The organism is Schaalia sp. JY-X169, from assembly GCF_014069575.1.
GTDB lineage: Bacteria > Actinomycetota > Actinomycetes > Actinomycetales > Actinomycetaceae > Scrofimicrobium.
Window position 1 is genome coordinate 515434 of record NZ_CP059675.1, and the last position, 16917, is coordinate 532350.

General features: G+C 57.7%; 20 protein-coding genes. 19 read left to right on the forward strand and 1 reads right to left on the reverse strand.

Annotation, left to right across the window (positions count from 1 at the left end):
• The first annotated feature begins 19 nt into the window (after window positions 1-19).
• From rpmE to H2O65_RS02265, 6 genes are all read left to right on the forward strand, one after another.
• Window positions 20-238: a 50S ribosomal protein L31 gene (rpmE, locus tag H2O65_RS02240; protein ID WP_182141989.1), complete on the forward strand. Its 219-nt coding sequence runs from the start codon at window positions 20-22 to the stop codon at window positions 236-238.
• Window positions 239-316: 78 nt separating this feature from the next.
• Window positions 317-1408, forward strand: coding sequence for a peptide chain release factor 1 (gene prfA / locus H2O65_RS02245; protein ID WP_182141990.1), 1092 nt, complete (start codon window positions 317-319; stop codon window positions 1406-1408).
• A gap of 11 nt (window positions 1409-1419) precedes the next feature.
• Window positions 1420-2316: a HemK/PrmC family methyltransferase gene (locus H2O65_RS02250; RefSeq protein ID WP_182141991.1), complete on the forward strand. Its 897-nt coding sequence runs from the start codon at window positions 1420-1422 to the stop codon at window positions 2314-2316.
• A gap of 16 nt (window positions 2317-2332) precedes the next feature.
• On the forward strand, window positions 2333-2998 hold the full coding sequence (locus tag H2O65_RS02255) for an L-threonylcarbamoyladenylate synthase (RefSeq protein WP_182141992.1): 666 nt from the start codon (window positions 2333-2335) through the stop codon (window positions 2996-2998).
• Window positions 2999-3083: 85 nt separating this feature from the next.
• Entirely contained in the window at window positions 3084-4397 is a 1314-nt protein-coding gene (locus H2O65_RS02260) for a glycosyltransferase family 4 protein (RefSeq protein ID WP_182141993.1), read from the forward strand.
• Complete coding sequence (locus tag H2O65_RS02265) at window positions 4397-4813, forward strand: hypothetical protein (protein WP_182141994.1); 417 nt, start codon at window positions 4397-4399, stop codon at window positions 4811-4813. The genes H2O65_RS02260 and H2O65_RS02265 overlap by 1 nt, the downstream gene beginning before the upstream one ends.
• Here the strand turns inward: H2O65_RS02265 and H2O65_RS02270 are convergent.
• Window positions 4810-5553, reverse strand: coding sequence for a hypothetical protein (locus H2O65_RS02270; RefSeq protein ID WP_182141995.1), 744 nt, complete (start codon window positions 5551-5553; stop codon window positions 4810-4812). The two genes, H2O65_RS02265 and H2O65_RS02270, sit on opposite strands and share 4 nt — an antisense overlap.
• Window positions 5554-5690: 137 nt before the next feature.
• Between H2O65_RS02270 and atpB the strand changes: the two genes are divergently transcribed.
• The 13 genes from atpB (at window position 5691) to H2O65_RS02330 (ending at window position 16875) form a co-directional block, all read left to right on the forward strand.
• A complete protein-coding gene (gene atpB, locus H2O65_RS02275) occupies window positions 5691-6692 on the forward strand; it encodes a F0F1 ATP synthase subunit A (protein ID WP_259349559.1) in 1002 nt (333 codons plus the stop codon).
• Between the two features lie 51 nt (window positions 6693-6743).
• Entirely contained in the window at window positions 6744-6947 is a 204-nt protein-coding gene (gene atpE / locus H2O65_RS02280) for an ATP synthase F0 subunit C (RefSeq protein ID WP_182141996.1), read from the forward strand.
• A gap of 11 nt (window positions 6948-6958) precedes the next feature.
• Window positions 6959-7516, forward strand: a complete 558-nt coding sequence (gene atpF, locus H2O65_RS02285) for a F0F1 ATP synthase subunit B (RefSeq protein ID WP_182141997.1) — start codon at window positions 6959-6961, stop codon at window positions 7514-7516.
• The gene (locus tag H2O65_RS02290) at window positions 7516-8328 is read left to right on the forward strand and encodes a F0F1 ATP synthase subunit delta (RefSeq protein WP_182141998.1); all 813 of its coding nucleotides are present in this window, start codon (window positions 7516-7518) and stop codon (window positions 8326-8328) included. Before atpF ends, H2O65_RS02290 begins: the two co-directional genes overlap by 1 nt.
• Window positions 8329-8379: 51 nt before the next feature.
• Entirely contained in the window at window positions 8380-10011 is a 1632-nt protein-coding gene (gene atpA / locus H2O65_RS02295; RefSeq protein WP_182141999.1) for a F0F1 ATP synthase subunit alpha, read from the forward strand.
• A 2-nt stretch (window positions 10012-10013) separates the two neighbouring features.
• The gene (locus tag H2O65_RS02300; protein ID WP_182142000.1) at window positions 10014-10943 is read left to right on the forward strand and encodes a F0F1 ATP synthase subunit gamma; all 930 of its coding nucleotides are present in this window, start codon (window positions 10014-10016) and stop codon (window positions 10941-10943) included.
• Between the two features lie 42 nt (window positions 10944-10985).
• Window positions 10986-12437, forward strand: coding sequence for a F0F1 ATP synthase subunit beta (gene atpD, locus H2O65_RS02305; protein ID WP_182142001.1), 1452 nt, complete (start codon window positions 10986-10988; stop codon window positions 12435-12437).
• Entirely contained in the window at window positions 12430-12702 is a 273-nt protein-coding gene (locus tag H2O65_RS02310) for a F0F1 ATP synthase subunit epsilon (RefSeq protein ID WP_182142002.1), read from the forward strand. Before atpD ends, H2O65_RS02310 begins: the two co-directional genes overlap by 8 nt.
• A 30-nt stretch (window positions 12703-12732) precedes the next feature.
• On the forward strand, window positions 12733-13140 hold the full coding sequence (locus H2O65_RS02315) for a DUF2550 family protein (RefSeq protein WP_182142003.1): 408 nt from the start codon (window positions 12733-12735) through the stop codon (window positions 13138-13140).
• 36 nt (window positions 13141-13176) lie between these two features.
• The gene (nucS, locus tag H2O65_RS02320) at window positions 13177-13875 is read left to right on the forward strand and encodes an endonuclease NucS (RefSeq protein ID WP_182142004.1); all 699 of its coding nucleotides are present in this window, start codon (window positions 13177-13179) and stop codon (window positions 13873-13875) included.
• Window positions 13876-13906: 31 nt separating this feature from the next.
• The gene (locus tag H2O65_RS02325; protein WP_182142005.1) at window positions 13907-15115 is read left to right on the forward strand and encodes an N-acetylglucosamine-6-phosphate deacetylase; all 1209 of its coding nucleotides are present in this window, start codon (window positions 13907-13909) and stop codon (window positions 15113-15115) included.
• 64 nt (window positions 15116-15179) lie between these two features.
• On the forward strand, window positions 15180-15422 hold the full coding sequence (locus H2O65_RS10440; RefSeq protein ID WP_259349598.1) for a hypothetical protein: 243 nt from the start codon (window positions 15180-15182) through the stop codon (window positions 15420-15422).
• 151 nt (window positions 15423-15573) lie between these two features.
• Window positions 15574-16875 carry a hypothetical protein gene (locus tag H2O65_RS02330; RefSeq protein ID WP_182142006.1) on the forward strand — a complete coding sequence of 434 codons (1302 nt, stop codon included), beginning with the start codon at window positions 15574-15576 and terminating at the stop codon, window positions 16873-16875.
• The last annotated feature ends 42 nt before the right edge of the window (window positions 16876-16917 follow it).

Below are 16917 nucleotides of genomic sequence, written 5' to 3' on the forward strand. Positions count from 1 at the left end.
TGATCCTTGAGGAGACATCATGAAGCAGGGTATTCATCCCAATTACGTGGAGACCACGGTGACATGCACCTGTGGTAACGAGTTCGTTACCCACTCCACAGTGGCCGACGGCACCATGCGTGTCGATGTGTGTTCAGAGTGCCACCCGTTCTACACGGGCAAACAGAAGATTCTGGACTCCGGTGGGCGTGTTGCCCGCTTCGAAGCACGTTACGGCAAGAAGGCCGACAAGAAGTAGCGGATGTGAAGAGCGCCGGCGATTCATTTCGTCGGCGCTCACTCATACCCTATTTCCTTCAAACTTACGGAGCATCCTGTGTCTACGCACGCCAGTCTCGAAGCCGTCGCCCCCCTCATCGCAGAATACGAAGATCTCGAAAAGCAGTTGGCAGATCCCACACTGCACTCAAACCAAGCCCGTGCACGTAAGGTGGGTCGCCGCTACGCGGAGCTGGGACGGATCGTTAAGTTGGCGCACACGCTTGCCGAGGTTGACGGTGACCTTGCCGCGGCGCAGGAACTGGCTGCCGAGGACCCGGAGTTCGCTGCCGAAGTTGAAGAGATCTCTCAGCGACGCGAGGAAGCGCTGAAAGAGCTGGTTTCCGTCCTCGCTCCACGTGATCCCGACGACGCATGTGACGTCATTCTTGAGATTAAGGCAGGTGAAGGTGGGGACGAATCCGCACTGTTCGCGGCCGACCTCGCGCGGATGTACACCCGCTATGCCGACAACAAGGGCTGGACTGTTACGGAGCTGTCGACGACTCACACGGGTCTTGGCGGCCTCAAAGAAGTGACAATCGCCGTCCGTGCAAAGGGCAACCCAACACCGGAAGAAGGGGTGTGGACCCACCTGAAGTACGAGGGCGGGGTACATCGTGTGCAACGTGTCCCCGTTACGGAATCACAGGGTCGTATCCACACTTCGGCCGCCGGCGTGATGGTGATGCCCGAGGTTGAGGTTGACGATACTGTTGAAATCGACCCGAATGACCTGCGCATTGACGTCTACCGTTCTTCAGGTCCGGGAGGACAGTCTGTCAACACGACGGACTCGGCCGTGAGGATCACTCATATGCCAACGGGGATTGTCGTCTCCATGCAGAACGAGAAGTCGCAGCTGCAGAACAAGGACGCAGCGATGCGAGTGCTACGGACCCGACTGATTGCGGAGGCGCGTGCCCAGAGAGAAGCGGAAGCTTCTGAGAAGCGCCTCAGCCAGGTACGGACAGTTGACAGGTCTGAGAGGATCCGCACCTACAACTTCCCGGAGAACCGTATCGCGGACCACAGGACGGGATTCAAGGCCTACAACCTTGATCAGGTCCTGGAAGGCAACCTTGACGATGTCATTCAGTCGGCCATTGCTGCCGATGAAGAGGCTCGACTAGAAGCCGCCGGACAGTAGTCACTGCGCTGATGCAGTCCGGCGAAGAGCAGGAGCAGTTCCTGGTGAGCCGCGGGTATTCTCGCGAAAGCGCCAGCGTCCCCGTCGAGATGCTGTTGCGCTGGGGTCGGGGAGAACTTGAGCGTGTAGGAATACCCCAGGTTGAAGCTCGGTGGCTGCTGGAATGGGCTCTCGGCGAACCACTGGGTGTCCGAACGCACGCTGGAATACGAGCAGCCGAGAAGTACCGTAGCGCGATCTCCCAACGCAGGTCCCGAGTGCCCTTTCAGCACATCACGGGGGAGATGTCTTTCCGTTACCTCACCCTCAAAGCGGGTCCCGGGGTTTTTGTTGCGAGGCCGGAGACAGAGACGCTCGTCGACTTAGCACTTGCTACGTTGGAGCCAGGAAGCGCCGTGGTTGCGGACCTTTGTGCTGGTTCCGGAGCAATTGGGTTGGCTTTGGCCACCGAAAGGTCTGACACCCAGGTAACAATGGTTGAGATCAGCCCAGCGGCCGGCCGCTACCTAGAGACAAACACACGTCGAGTGGGCCAGTTTGCCGCCGGATCGAGGGTGCGCATATGCATGGAGGATGCCACAGGGGCTTTGGCAGGGAGTGAAGAGACTCTTGACCTTGTTGTTTCCAACCCGCCCTACGTGGGTATCGTAGATGCACCAACGCAACCGGAGGCCCTAGCAGACCCAGAGATCGCGCTCTTCGGTGGGGGAGAGGACGGATTGGTGACACCAAGAGGCATCGTCACCCGTGCGTATGAACTCCTTCGGAAGCACGGAACACTGTTGATGGAACATGGTGAAGACCAGGGGGCAGCCCTTGTCGGGCATGCTGTCAATGTCGGTTTTTACAGTGCGGAAACAGTCGACGACCTCACGGGCAGACCACGCTTCTTGAGAGCAGTAAAGTAGTGAAACGGAGGCTTTGATGGCGGTGTACAGAGATACCTTGGAGTTTCCTTCCGGGGATGAGAAGTGGTTGGAAGAAGATAGCCAGATTCGACTCCTGCGCGCTGTCACAAAGGGTGAGCTGGTTGTCTTGCCAACGGACACGGTCTACGGCATCGGTGCCGATCCGTTCTCGCATTCTGCTGTTGGTCGCCTGCTTGGCGCCAAAGGGCGTGATCAAACAATGCCACCACCTGTTCTGGGTGGGTTATGTGAGGAGCTTCTTTCGCTTCTTGATTTCACTTCTCTGGAGCAGCGGGAGACGGTTGAGCAACTAGCCAGGGAGTTTTGGCCTGGGCCACTGACGATAATTGCCCCGAGTAAGGCCCAATTTGGTTGGGATACTGAGTCCGTCAATGGCACCATTGCCGTGCGGATGCCGGGCTCCGACCTTGCGATTTCGGCACTGCGTGTAACGGGGCCCCTGGCAGTTACCTCAGCAAACAGAACCGGCATGCCAGCTGCCCAAACCTTGGATGAGGCCCGCGAGTACTTCGGCGATGAAGTGAGCGTCTACATTGACGGAGGCGCGTCACCGCTGGGCAGACCCTCGACGATTGTCGACTGTTCCAGATCAGCGCCGCGAGTAATCCGCGCCGGGGGCGTGACCGCAAAGCAGATTGAAGACCTACTAGAGTCAAAGTAGTCCGTAGCGTCGGGTCAGAAGTGTCCCGGACTGTGCGGGACCCACCGCGTAGGCTGGGCAGAGATAGTTAGAGTCAGGGGGTCGAGTGCGCGTATACATGCTTGTGCTCTTGACCGCGCTGGCGGTGACGATGGTGCTGACGCCGATTGTCCGTCGCATGGCTCTAAGTTTGAACATCCTCACGCCTTTGCGCGCTCGGGACGTCCACGCACATCCCATCCCACGCCTTGGCGGTATCGCCATGACGGGTGGTGTCTTAGCAGCGCTGGCACTCGGGTATGCGATTCCCTATCTGCGCCCAATATATGAGTCCTCACCTACCCTGTGGTCGGTTGCCTTGGGGACGGTCGCCATAGCACTCTTGGGGGCGGTTGATGACGTGTGGGAGCTGGATTGGCTCACCAAACTAACAGGGCAGATCCTCATCTCCGGGGGGATGGCAATGGGTGGCGTGCAACTTCTCAGTGTCCCCATTTTTGGTGTCACAGTTGGATCTGCTTGGCTCTCTGTGCTTGTGTCAACACTGATCTTGGTCGCAATCATCAATGCCGTGAATTTCGTGGATGGGCTTGATGGTTTGGCATCCGGTGTCATCGCAATCGGCTCACTGTCATTTTTCGCATACTCATACATCCTCACAAGACTTATGGGGGCAACGTCGTATGCCACAGCCGCCGCGGTGGTTACCGTCGCCCTGGCCGGGGCATGCATAGGGTTCCTCTGGTTCAATTTCCATCCGGCGTCTATCTTCATGGGTGACTCTGGCGCAATGGTCTTGGGATTGTTGCTTGGATCGGCGACTCTGATAGTCACCGGACAGGCAAATCCGGCACTGCTCACCGAACAGTCCGTGATCACCCCGTGGATTCCAGTCATCCTCCCCCTGGCAGTCCTACTTATTCCACTTGCAGATCTGGTCATTACGCCGGTGCTGCGTATGGCGCACGGGAGAAGTCCGATGACGGCAGACCGCACGCACCTCCACGATCGTCTGCTTCTCCATGGTCATTCGCACCGCGGGGTCGTCTTGATCATGTATGCGTGGACGACTTGGGCCTGCGTGGTTGCGGTGTCGTTCTTACTAATGCCGCCACTCATAGTTCTTGCGTGGGCGCTTCCCGCGGCAGTCCTGATAGTTTTAGCGACACTCTTCCAGTTCCCCTCGGCTGCGGGTTCATCACGGCGACGCTCTCGGGGGACGGGTGTCCCCGGGGGCCGTGTCGCAGTCGACGATGGTCAGACCGTTATTTCGAGGCCGAATCTGGACCATATGTGGTCGCCCCTTAGCCACCACAAGCAGGACCCTGAGGGCAGCAGTTCTCAGGAGGGCGCCGAGGCAAAGCAATCTGGGCGTTTTCGTCCGGTTCACGCCGAATTAGTAGACAAGGAAGATGACTGATGGTCAACTCGCTTGCCGCGCGTCGCGGCCTGAAGAGGTTGAGGACGGGGATGCTCATCGGGAGCGGCGTCCTCGTACTTTTGGGACTTGCGATTGTCCTCTTTCTTTCCGGTACGCTGTGGCCCTCCGTGGTGGCAGGCGTCGGTGGGGGAGCTGTGATGCTGGTGGTGTCGTGGTTTACAACATCTAAGACGCTTGAATCTGATGATCCTTCAGTTGCGTGGATTGCCCTTGACTACATGATAAAGATCGTCCTCACTCTGGGACTTCTGGTGATGGCAAAGCAACTTGAAATGTTCAACCTTGGTGTGGTCGCAACACTGCTCATTTCAGGAATTGCGCTCACGTCCGCTGTGCAAGTGCTGGCGTTCGTGCCAGAAAAGAAGAAGACAGTTCCGTCGGAGATTGCGGACTAGTCCATGATCGTCCGGCTCACCACGTCGCTGTCCGGAGTGATGAGGATTTCTCGATCATCCGTCATGATCTTGAGGAATCCGGGGTTGCTGTCGAGGACGTACCCGTAGATCGTTTCCTCTTGAAGGACGATCTGTTCTCTCTCAACCCAGGGGGTGTCTACTGTTGAGGCAACTGCAAGCAGAGCGACACCAATCACGATACCCACGTGAGTGCCGAGTCTCGCAACCTGGCGCCTCCAGCCCTTACGCTTCGCCAGCTTCGATACCAGAATCAACAGCGCTGTGAGGGCTACCGACCAGACGATCACCCACCACATGTGCAGGGTCCGGGTCAACACGTAGGCGGTTGCGAGGAGCACGACAATGATGAACCAGTTGTTAGCGCGGGTCTTACCCAGATCCCTCTTGGAAAGCCAATAGTCCCGGTAGATGGCCAGAGGTAGGGCAATGGCAATGAGGATTCCAGAAATGGTGGGTCGCTCAAACAGGGTGCCAAGAAGAATAGAGAAGGCATCGTCAAAATTGAATGACTCAGTAAGCGAAGCCACGACGGTCCAGTTCCAGTCCGCAACTGCGAACATCCTTAGAAATAAGAGCAGCGTAACTAAGCCAACCGTTATACCTGCTTCCCCACCCGTCTTCGCGAGCCAAGAGTCCTGTCCGGGGGCCTCTTCGCTGTCAGGTGACTGACCACTTTGCTCAGCCGATGTGGCACCTTGGGACGGGGTCGATTGGCTCATAGTTCCTCCTCCTAATACTGCAGGTACGCCGCAGCAAACTCGCTTCTAGTGGGCGTTCTTACTCACTTTGAAAGCCTACACATGCAACTTGTTCCCAGTTGTCCTGATAGCATGATCGTCGTCCACCTCTATACGCGGTGGTAGTTTGGGCAATTGTCTTCACAGCAGAAGGCACGAATATCTGGAGGTACGCTCTGACCACGGCAACTGTGGCCAAGCCGGCGGAGAATCGCCTGCCTGACGCTACCCACAAGACAGAGACTGCACGGAGCAATCCTGCACGGCCGCTGTGGTGGTGGCTCGGCCTGGTGCTGCTCCTGGGCGTCGTGGTTGTGACGTTCTACCCCGGCATAGTCGACGCATTTAGCCATCCGGTCGAGGACGTTCACAGTCCCGGCATGGCCGACTTCTTCCCAGAAACGATCATCTGGGATGGCACGTTGTTCGAACTAAACCGACTCACTCTGGCACGGATCATTGCTGCCGCTGTTGTTGCGCTCATCTTTGCCGTGACGGCTGCTGGCGTGACACTCCGCCCATCTCGCGGCCAAATGCTGATTGAACTTGGCGTGTCGTTTGTTCGCCAGAACATTGGTATCGAGCTCCTCGGGACTCGCCGCGGCAAGCGCTACGGTACGCTCCTAGCCTTCACCTTCTTCGGCGTCTTGGGAATGAACCTCACCGGTATCGTTCCGGGAATCAACATCGCAGCATCTTCTGTAATGTCAGTTCCACTGGTGTTCGCGATTATCTCGTATGTGACTTTCATCAGTGCGGGTATAAAGGCACGTGGGGGATTGCGCTTCTTCAAGGAACAGTTGTTCCCTCCCGGCATCCCGTGGCCCGTGTACTTCCTGCTCACTCCAATCGAACTAATCTCAACTTTCATCGTGCGACCCGCTACGTTGGCTATTCGTCTTCTGGCTAACATGATTGCCGGCCACATGCTCCTAGCCCTGACATACTTCGGAACCCAGGTGCTGCTGATTGGCGTCGGAGCCCTGGTTCCCGTGTCCGCACTGACCCTGGCCGCAGCCGTGGTAATGACTCTGTTTGAGATGTTCGTGGCAGTACTGCAGGCCTATGTGTTTACCATCTTGACTGCCGTCTACATCAAGATGTCAGTCGAAGCCCACTAATCCAAACAACTGATCCCAACCAAAACCAAGTAACAACAGAAGGAAGAAACGATGACCGGTTCCATCACTATTCTGGGCTACGGCCTTGCAACACTCGGCCCGGGCCTCGGCATCGGCATCCTGGTTGCGCGTACACAGGAAGCCACAGCACGCCAACCCGAGGTCGCTGGTCGCCTCTTTACGAACATGATTATCGGTGCATCCCTAATCGAGGCCCTTGCCCTGATCGGCTTCGTTCTGGCATTTATTGTCTGATGGTTGCAACCATGCCGTTTCCAGCTGAGGCCGCAGCCGTAGGTGGCCTTGATGTTTTGATTCCGCCGGTTTATGAGATCTTCTGGTCGGCGCTAATCATGCTTGGGCTGTGGTTGGTGCTGGGCAAAGCGCTTCCGAAAATCTACGGAATGATAGATGACCGCCGCGAGATGATCGACGCGGGACTCGATGCTGCCGACAAGGCGAAAGAGGATGCTTCACTCGCGAAGCGTGAGCGTGAAGAAGTTCTTCGCAAGGCGCAGGAAGAGGCCCGGGAGATCCGCGGTGACGCACAGAAGGACGCAGGCCGAATTGTGGCCCAAGGTCGCCATGAAGCCCAGGCTGAAGCAGCTCGAATTACCGAAGCTGCAAGCCGTCACATCGCCACGGAGCGCGCTGCTGCCGCAATATCATTGCGTCAAGATGTGGGTACTCTAGCGACACAGCTGGCAGAGCGCATCGTTGGCGAACAGCTCACAAATGAAGAACTGTCACAGCGTGTAATCGACAGGTTCATGAGCGATGTTGAGGCCGACTTGGCTTCGACCCCCACGGGAGCGGATGCCTAGTGGGAGCGGAACAGCAGTCGAACCTTCAGGCCGCACGCGACCTGCTTCACCGGGACATCAAGATTGGTCCCCAGGGTGAAGCAGTCGGTGCTGAGCTGTTTGGTGTTTACGACACGCTGAGCCAGAACCGGCGCCTCCTGCGGGCACTGACGGACCCTGGCCGAACGCCAGTTGACCGAGTGAACCTCGCTGAGAGTGTTTTCTCCGCGCGGGTTGGCTCAGTCACCATGGCAGTGATCTCCCTGCTGGTAGGCCAGCACTGGGGTCATCAGGACCAACTGGGGACCACAATTCGTGAACTCGGCATGGACGCGTATGTTCTCGCAGAGGATTACGAGAAGAACCCCGACCTCAGCCAGCAGCTTGTGGATGCCTACGCGCTGATTGCCAGCAACCGCGACTTGCGGATTCAACTGTCTGACTTGGGGGAGGGTGACGCCGACCAGAGAGCCGCCCTCGCGGGGAAAATTTTTGAGGGCCACGTCAGCCCAATCGCGCAGAAGCTAATTATGCGGGCAGCCCACGACGTGCGCTACGGGCACCTAGTGCAACTGCTTCGGCGAATGGCGGCACGGGCTTCTGACATGAATGGCAGGGCACTGGTGGTATGTAGTACTGCTCGTCCATTGACTGAGGCCCAGGCAGCCCGGATGGCATCACTTGCTGAGCGGAAGTGGGGACGTCCCGTGGACATGGCGCAAGTGGTTGACCCATCGTTGATCGGCGGCTTCCGTCTCGATATAGGCGAGGAATCAATCGACACCTCGATCCGTACGGATATTGCCATGGCACGTCTGGCCATGGCTAAGTAGCAACAGACCTCTCTCACATGACTTGGACACAGAAGCGATTAGGAACGATCAATGACTGATCTTGGGATTCGCCCGGAAGACATTCGGGCAGCGTTGGACTCTTACATTGAGTCATTTACGCCCGTGGACGCAACGGCCGAGCAGGTCGGTCACGTTACTGAAACCGCCGACGGCATCGCGCAGGTTGAAGGTCTTCCGGGAGCGATGGCCAATGAGCTCCTGAAGTTCGAGGACGGAACGCTCGGACTCGCGATGAACCTGGAACCGACCAAGATTGGAACGGTCATTCTGGGTGACTTCTCAGGGATTGAAGAAGGTCAAGAAGTTCGCCGCACAGGTGAGGTCCTCTCAGTTCAGGTTGGCGACGGCTACCTGGGGCGCGTGGTCGATCCCATGGGTAAACCCATCGACGGCCTCGGAGAGATTACGGACCTGGAGGGACGCCGCGCCCTCGAACTGCAGGCTCCCGGCGTCATGCAGCGTAAGTCGGTGCATGAGCCTTTGCAGACGGGCCTTAAGGCCATTGACTCCATGATCCCGATTGGCCGTGGACAGCGTCAGCTCATTATCGGTGACCGGCAAACCGGCAAGACTGCCATCGCAATCGATACGATTTTGAATCAGAAGGATAACTGGGCAACCGGTGATCCTAAGAAGCAGGTTCGCTGCATCTACGTTGCCGTTGGACAGAAGGCGTCGACAATCGCTGCTGTCCGCAAGACTCTTGCTGATGCTGGTGCACTGGAGTACACGACCATCGTTGCTGCACCGGCCTCGGACCCCGCAGGATTCAAGTACTTGGCTCCCTACACGGGATCCGCTATCGGCCAGCACTGGATGTACGGTGGCAAGCACTGCCTGATTGTCTTTGACGATCTTTCAAAGCAGGCAGAAGCCTACCGCGCAGTGTCACTTCTGCTGCGCCGCCCACCGGGCCGTGAGGCGTACCCGGGTGATGTTTTCTACCTCCACTCGCGTCTTCTGGAACGTTGCGCGAAGCTGTCGGATGAACTCGGAGGCGGCTCCCTGACGGGTCTGCCAATCATTGAGACCAAGGCAAACGACGTCTCCGCTTACATTCCGACGAACGTCATCTCCATTACCGACGGGCAGATCTTCCTACAGTCGGACCTTTTCAACGCTGACCAGCGCCCGGCGGTTGACGTTGGTGTCTCCGTCTCTCGTGTTGGTGGTGACGCGCAGATCAAGGCGATGAAGAAGGTTGCCGGCACCTTGAAGTTGACGCTCGCCCAATACCGTTCAATGGCCTCGTTCGCCATGTTTGCTTCCGACCTCGACGCGACTACCCGTGCACAGTTGACACGCGGTGAACACATGATGGAGTTGCTGAAGCAGTCCCAGAGCTCCCCGATGAGTGTTGAGGATCAGGTCGCCGTGATCTGGGCAGGTACGAAGGGCTACCTAGACGACCTCGAACTCAAAGAGGTTCGCCCCTTCCAAGACGGTCTTCTGGACCACTTGCGGGCACACACAGATGTTCTGGAGAGGATCGTCGCTACGGGAACGCTCGAAGAAGATCTCGAGAGTGATCTGAAGAGTGCGGTTGAGGACTACCACCAGTCGTTTGTAGTCTCGAAGGATGGGGCAGCAGAGGGCGAAGTTGAGGCCGAGCGTACCCAAGAAGAGATCGTCCGCACGCGCGGCGGTGCGAAGAAGGACTAGGAATGGGTGGTCAACAGAGGGTCTACAAGCAGAAGATCCGCGCAACTGAAACGCTTGAAAAAGTCTTCAGAGCGATGGAGATGATTGCTGCTTCTCGAATCGGTGCCGCACGTAAGCGCGCAGTCGAAGCAGATCCTTACACGCGTGCCCTGACGGCGGCCGTTGCGGCCGTTGCGGTGCACTCGGACATCCACCATCCGCTCACACAGGAACGTTCTGATACGAACAGGGTTGCAGTTCTTGCCATTTCCTCGGACCGCGGATTGGCCGGGGCGTACTCGGCAACAATATTGCGTGAAACGGCACGGCTGATGGAAGAACTCCGCGAGGACGGGAAGGAGCCCGTTCTCTTCACCTCCGGTAAGCGGGCGGCGCAGTTCTTCAGATTCCGTGGCATCCCAATTGAGAAAGCCTGGGAGGGCGACTCGGACCGTCCGTCCGAAGAACGTATGTACGAGGTCGGTGACACACTACTCAAGTACTTCCTCGATCCAAACCCTGCAACAGGTGTGGCTGCGGTTGAAATTGTCTTCACCAGGTTCATTTCCATGGTGAAGCAGATACCTGAAATCCGCCAGATCGTGCCGCTTAGGGTCGTCGATGCTCCCCAGGGAGAAGGCGAGGGCGAAGGCGAGCTGGGCTTTGGTCCAGATGGTACGGGCTTCCCAGAGTATGAGTTCATTCCAGATGTGGACAGCGTTCTCAACACGCTACTTCCTCTTTACGTAACCAATCGCATTGCGACCGCAATGGTCCAGTCCGCAGCGTCGGAGTTGGCAGCACGTCAGCAGGCAATGCACACGGCAACAGAAAATGCCGGAGACTTGATAACCGATTACACCAGGCTTGCAAATGCGGCACGCCAGGGTGAAATAACGCAGGAAATTAGCGAAATCGTCTCGGGTGCAGACGCTCTTTCGCAGGCCAACTAGACAACACGGATTAGGCCCCCGTGGCCGCGGAAAGAGACAGAGATGGCAGACGAAAAGACTAAGCCCGCCGAGGGTCGCGTTGCGCGCGTTGTGGGTCCCGTAGTTGACGTTGAGTTCCCCCCGGATGCGATCCCCCCGCTCTACAATGCGTTGCTCGTAGATCTCGATCTACGCGGCCAGGGCGAGGGCGAAGGGCTGACAACTCTAACCCTTGAAGTTGCCCAGCATCTGGGTGACAACATGGTGCGAACCATTGCACTGAAGCCAACTGACGGATTGGTGCGCGGGGCGCAGGTAACTAACACGGGTGGTCCAATCACAGTCCCGGTTGGTGAAGTGACCAAGGGCCACGTCTTCAATGTGACAGGCGAATGCCTGAACTTGGAGAAGGATGAGGTTCTCGACATCAAGGAGCGCTGGCCCATTCACAGGGACGCGCCCTCGTTTGACCAGCTTGAAGGTCAAGAGAAGATGTTTGAGACGGGGATCAAGGTCATCGATCTGCTTACTCCGTATGTGCAGGGTGGAAAGATCGGACTCTTTGGCGGTGCGGGCGTCGGCAAGACCGTCCTCATCCAAGAGATGATCCAACGAGTTGCACTGGACCATGGTGGTGTGTCTGTGTTCGCCGGGGTGGGTGAACGAACACGTGAGGGCAACGACCTCATCCACGAAATGGAAGAGGCCGGCGTCATGGATAAAACCGCGCTGGTCTTCGGCCAGATGGACGAACCGCCTGGGACGCGTCTACGTATCGCCCTCACAGGGCTGACGATCGCAGAGTACTTCCGCGATGTTCAGAACCAGGACGTGCTCCTCTTCATCGACAACATCTTCCGCTTCACTCAAGCGGGTTCTGAAGTTTCGACACTCTTGGGCCGTATGCCTTCAGCGGTCGGCTACCAGCCGAACCTTGCAGATGAGATGGGCATGTTGCAGGAGCGCATCACCTCTGCCGGTGGAAATTCGATCACCTCGCTGCAGGCAATCTATGTTCCTGCTGATGACTACACGGACCCGGCGCCTGCAACGACGTTTGCTCACCTTGATGCGACAACCGAGCTCTCACGTGAGATTGCTTCACGAGGCTTGTACCCCGCGGTTGATCCACTGACGTCAACGTCGCGACTGCTTGATCCGAAGCACGTTGGCCAGGAACACTACGATGTTGCAACCCGGGTGAAGTCGATCCTGCAGAAGAACAAGGAGTTGCAGGACATCATCGCAATCCTTGGTGTTGACGAACTGTCTGAAGAAGACAAGGTCACTGTTGCTAGGGCGCGGAGGATTCAGCAGTTCCTCTCACAAAACACATATATGGCGGAGAAGTTCACGGGCCTACCCGGCTCCACAGTTCCCCTCTCGGAGACGATCGAAGCGTTCAAGCGTATTGCTGACGGCTACTACGACCACGTTCCAGAGCAGGCTTTCTTCAACATCGGCGGCATCGAGGATATCGAACGTAGATGGAAGGAAATCCAGGACGGTGAGTGACGCTAAGCTTCATGTTGAAGTTGTCTCTCGACTGGAACCCCTCTGGCAAGGGAACGCCTCATATGTGGCGGTCCCAGCGGTGGATGGGCGCTTGGGTATCCTCACGGGTCGCCAACCTCTTCTGACGGTATTAGAAGCCGGAGAGGTTGAGATCCAAGCGCAAGGGGGAGTGAAGGTGACTGTCTCAATCGACGGTGGCTTTGCATCCGTTGATTCAGACTATGTGACGATCGTCGCCCAGGGCGGAGAGATTTCTTCCAAGTAGTGTTGCAGAGTCACGAAACCGGAGGCGAGCATGAGTGCAGGGATGATTTTTCTTGCTGTCTCCGCCTTGATCCTCGTGGTTATCCTGGCGATGCTGACCTTCTTGGGACTGCGCGCAGCGATCCTCGTGGGTAGAAAAGCCTCATTTAGTACGTGGATCATTCGGCCGGGTGACGACCAATGGATTCGTGGTGTAGCGCTCTACGGACAAATCAATCTGGCTTGGTACCGTTTGGCCAGTCCGAGGACGACACCGGACCTGCTACTGCCACGGGCCTATCTTGAAGTGGTGGGGGGACCAGTCCCAACAGCGGACAATAGCTACATCATCGTCCGACTCCGCTCCCCTCAAGGTCTCTTCACCCTTGCGTTGGCGCAGGGAGACGCTGCCGGGCTGATCTCTTGGGTGAACTCCGCACCTCCCGGTCTCCGTGGATAGCCAGGGTTCCTAGGTTTCTTCTGAAAGGGGTACGCGTTGCGATTGGTCATAGCCGATTGCTCGGTGGACTACACGGGTCGGCTTGATGCCCATCTGCCGCGTGCAAGACGTCTGCTCATGCTCAAAGCAGACGGCTCCGTGTTGGTTCATTCCGATGGGGGTTCATACAAGCCACTGAACTGGATGACAGCTCCGTGTGTCCTTACGGAACGCGAACCGGATGAGGACGAGTCAGAGCTCGGTGTCGTGGCCGTGTGGACTGTGCAGCCAAAGAAGGTGGATGGTGCCCTACTTATCCGCATCTACGAGAAGATCGCGGAAGTTGTCGAGGAGCTGGGGGAGGACCCCGGCCTGCGCAAGGATGGGGTAGAGGCCCACCTCCAAGAGCTCCTGGCAGAACAGGTTTCCACCATTCTCGGACCGGGGTGGCGCCTGCAACGTCGTGAGCACCCAACGCCGATTGGTCCTGTCGACCTAATGGTCTATGACCCGCAGGGGCATCCTGTCGCTATAGAGGTCAAGAGGCGCGGCGGCATCGACGGAGTCGAGCAATTGACCCGCTACTTGGATCTTCTGGGGCGGGAAGAGCGCTACAAGGAGATTCGAGGAATCTTTGCGGGTCAAGAACTAACTAATCAGGCCAAAGTTCTTGCCGCGGACCGTGGTATTGAGTGTCTAAGCTTGGACTATGCGGCAATGCGGGGAATGGATAACAGTCAGGACCGCCTGTTCTAGTCAGAGAGTTCCAAACAAAGGCCGAAGGAAAATGAGTGATATTCAGTTACTAACGGGTTCAGTCGTGCTACCTGATAAAACCATCACGAACGGTGCAGTAGTGATCGAAGGTGAGCTAATAGCCTGGGTCGGAAGCCAGGCGGATCTGCCGGACCGTTACGCGGATGCCTCGCGGCTAGACGCAGACGGGTACATTCTCCCGGGCCTCATCGATGTGCACTGCCATGGCGGTGGCGGGGCTTCGTTCCCTGATTCCCTGACTGTGGCTGATGTCGAACAGGCGGCTAATGAACACCTGAAATATGGGACAACTACTCTGGTTGCCTCACTTGTCACAGCAGCAATCCCGGTGCTTGAAGAGAGGGCAGGTCTGTTGGCTGACGCCGTTGAGGCGGGCATCATTGCAGGCATTCATTACGAGGGACCATTCCTCTCTGAGGCGCGCTGCGGAGCTCAGAACCCCGCGTTCCTAGTTCCGGCAACGCCGACCGACGCAACGAAGCTAGTAGAGGCGGGCCGCGGGTATGCCGTATCCATCACGCTGGCTCCCGAAAGATGTTTGGACGAGGACGGTCGCGAGGCGGTTCGCCTGCTGGTTGAGGGAGGGATCCTCCCATCATGGGGTCACTCGGACTGCACGGTTTCGCAAGCAAACGAAGCCGTCGAAATGGGTGTTGACCTGCTTGCAGAGAACAAGATCCGCGGAGGCAAGGCCACGGTGACGCACCTGTTTAACGGTATGCCTCCGATGCACCATCGCTCTCCGGGTCCAATTCCGGCATTGTTGTCGAGCGCTCAGGACGGCGAAATCATTGCTGAGATGATCTGCGATGGGGTGCACCTCGATCCACTGCTGGTCAATGAGGTGGCCCAGATCGTCGGGCGCGACAATGCCGTCTTCGTCACGGACTCTATGGCTGCAGCTGGAATGGCTGATGGCGACTACGTCCTCGGACCCAATGCAGTCACAGTTGCCGACGGAGTTGCCCGTCTGACCGAAGGTGGAAATCTCGCCGGAGGAACTTCGCACATCATGGACCAGGTTCGCATCGCCGTTGTCGACGGGGGTATACCGCTGGAAGATGCCGTGTACATGGCAAGCAAGCAGGGAGCTAAGGTCCTGGGTCTTGAGGATCGCGGTGAGATCAAAGTCGGTCTGCGGGCTGATATCCTCGTGGCATCTGATGACTTGCACCCGGTTCGGGTGTTCCGCAACGGCGCCAGCGTCGTAGCCCAGTAGGGTCGTGCCAAAGTCTCGCGGCTCGAAGCGCGCCCACAACGGGAGGGAACACCGCCCTCTCAATATGGACGCGCTGAGGGGCGTGCCCCGCAGTGAGAGCGGGCCGGGCGGAGATAGTTACCAAGTTCAGCATGTAGGAGGTGGCGATAAGACGTACATTTGCCCCGGCTGTCTGCAACAGATCCCTGCGGGGACAGAACATGTCGTGGCATGGCCAGAAGATTCGCGCTTTGGGCGCCCTGTGGGCGTGCAGGCACGCCGACACTGGCACTCTGAGTGCTGGAGGCGAAGGTTGCGTCCCGACTAGGCCGATGAAAAGGGCCTAGCTGTTACTAAAGAGGCGGCTGATTCCAATGTGGCGTATCTTTGGCGTAGTACAGATTGTGTCCTAGTGCTCGCCATCGAGCCCAATAGCTGGTTTATTCTGTACTAACGCAGTATTTGGGAGGGAACTGGCCGTGAGCAAGGCGAAAAGATATTCGGTGCCCATCGTGCTCGGCATCATTGCCGTAGCATTGCTGGCTGTTGGCGCTCTGGCACTAACGGTGTGGCGCCCAGCCCAGCAGGTTAGCGCAACGCACAACCCCACAGAGCCATTTGCCATGACCCGCGCGGGCGTCTTCCCCCTCTATGCGGACAGTGTCAGAATCAATGTTACTGCCGAGCCAGACCAAGATGTCTGGCTTGCAGTTGGCAGCCCGGAAGACATCACCGCCTGGTTGCAGGATGAACCCTATGAGGAAATTGTTGGTCTGCTTGATCTTCAAACCCTCAAGACAATTCCCCACGGGGTTGAGGCGAATCCACAATCTGGAGAAGCTCAATCAGGTCGCGGCGCGGAGAGTGTGGAAGAGCCACAGTCAGGCGCTCAGGCTGCCAGTCCCATTAGCTCTGACATGTGGGTCGCGGAAAACTATGGGCGTGGCTCTGTCAGTCTCACCCTAAGTGGGGACGACATGGGACTGTCAATCCTCGCTGCAACTGACGGAGTGGGCCCCGCGCCAACGTTGACATTGACTTGGCAGACACCGCAATCAAACCTGCTGGCCGTGGCATCATTCATTGGTGCAGCGATTGCGACGATCATGGCGCTGATTATCGCCGTGTCGCTTGCGGGGGCAGCTCGTCGCCGGGCGTCAAGGTCTGAGGCGCTGCGGACGCTGGATGAGAGAGCCAGCACCGATACCGCAGAGATTGCTACTCTTCCGGAACTCTCCACGACTGACCACGTCGAGTCCACGAATGCTATTTCGGTGGAGGCTACTGAGACGGCGGATCCCACGGAGGTGGTCGCAGAAGACGCGGCAGAAACCGTGGAGTCAATCGACCAAGAAGTTGATGACGTGACGCCCTCGCGCCCCGACGCAGACTCGGCTGGTGATGCAGACTTAGCCGGTGATGCAGACTCAGCCGGTGATGAGGAACTCAGCGTGGCCACGGATGATATGGAAGCCAAGGACAAGCCGTCCACCAAGGATGATCAACCGTCACGCCTTGAAGCGTCTCGTAGCGAAACGGTCACGACTGATTCGGGAATGATGAACCTTTCTGCGTTGCAGCAGGGTGGGGGCTCGTTCCCAACCCGTCGAGCATTACGCGACGCGCACCGGCGCGGAGTAAGCCGCCTGGTTGTCGGGGAGCGAGAGTTTACGACGACCGCCACACCCACCGAGGAAGACCCCACCCCGGATCGGGTGCTCCACGAGCGCAGCGTGCGACCCAATAAGTGGAGTGAGGCTATGGGTGACGTCGAGCAGTGATTTGCCGCCATCCTCGCCGCCCGAGCAGTCTGGAAACGGAGA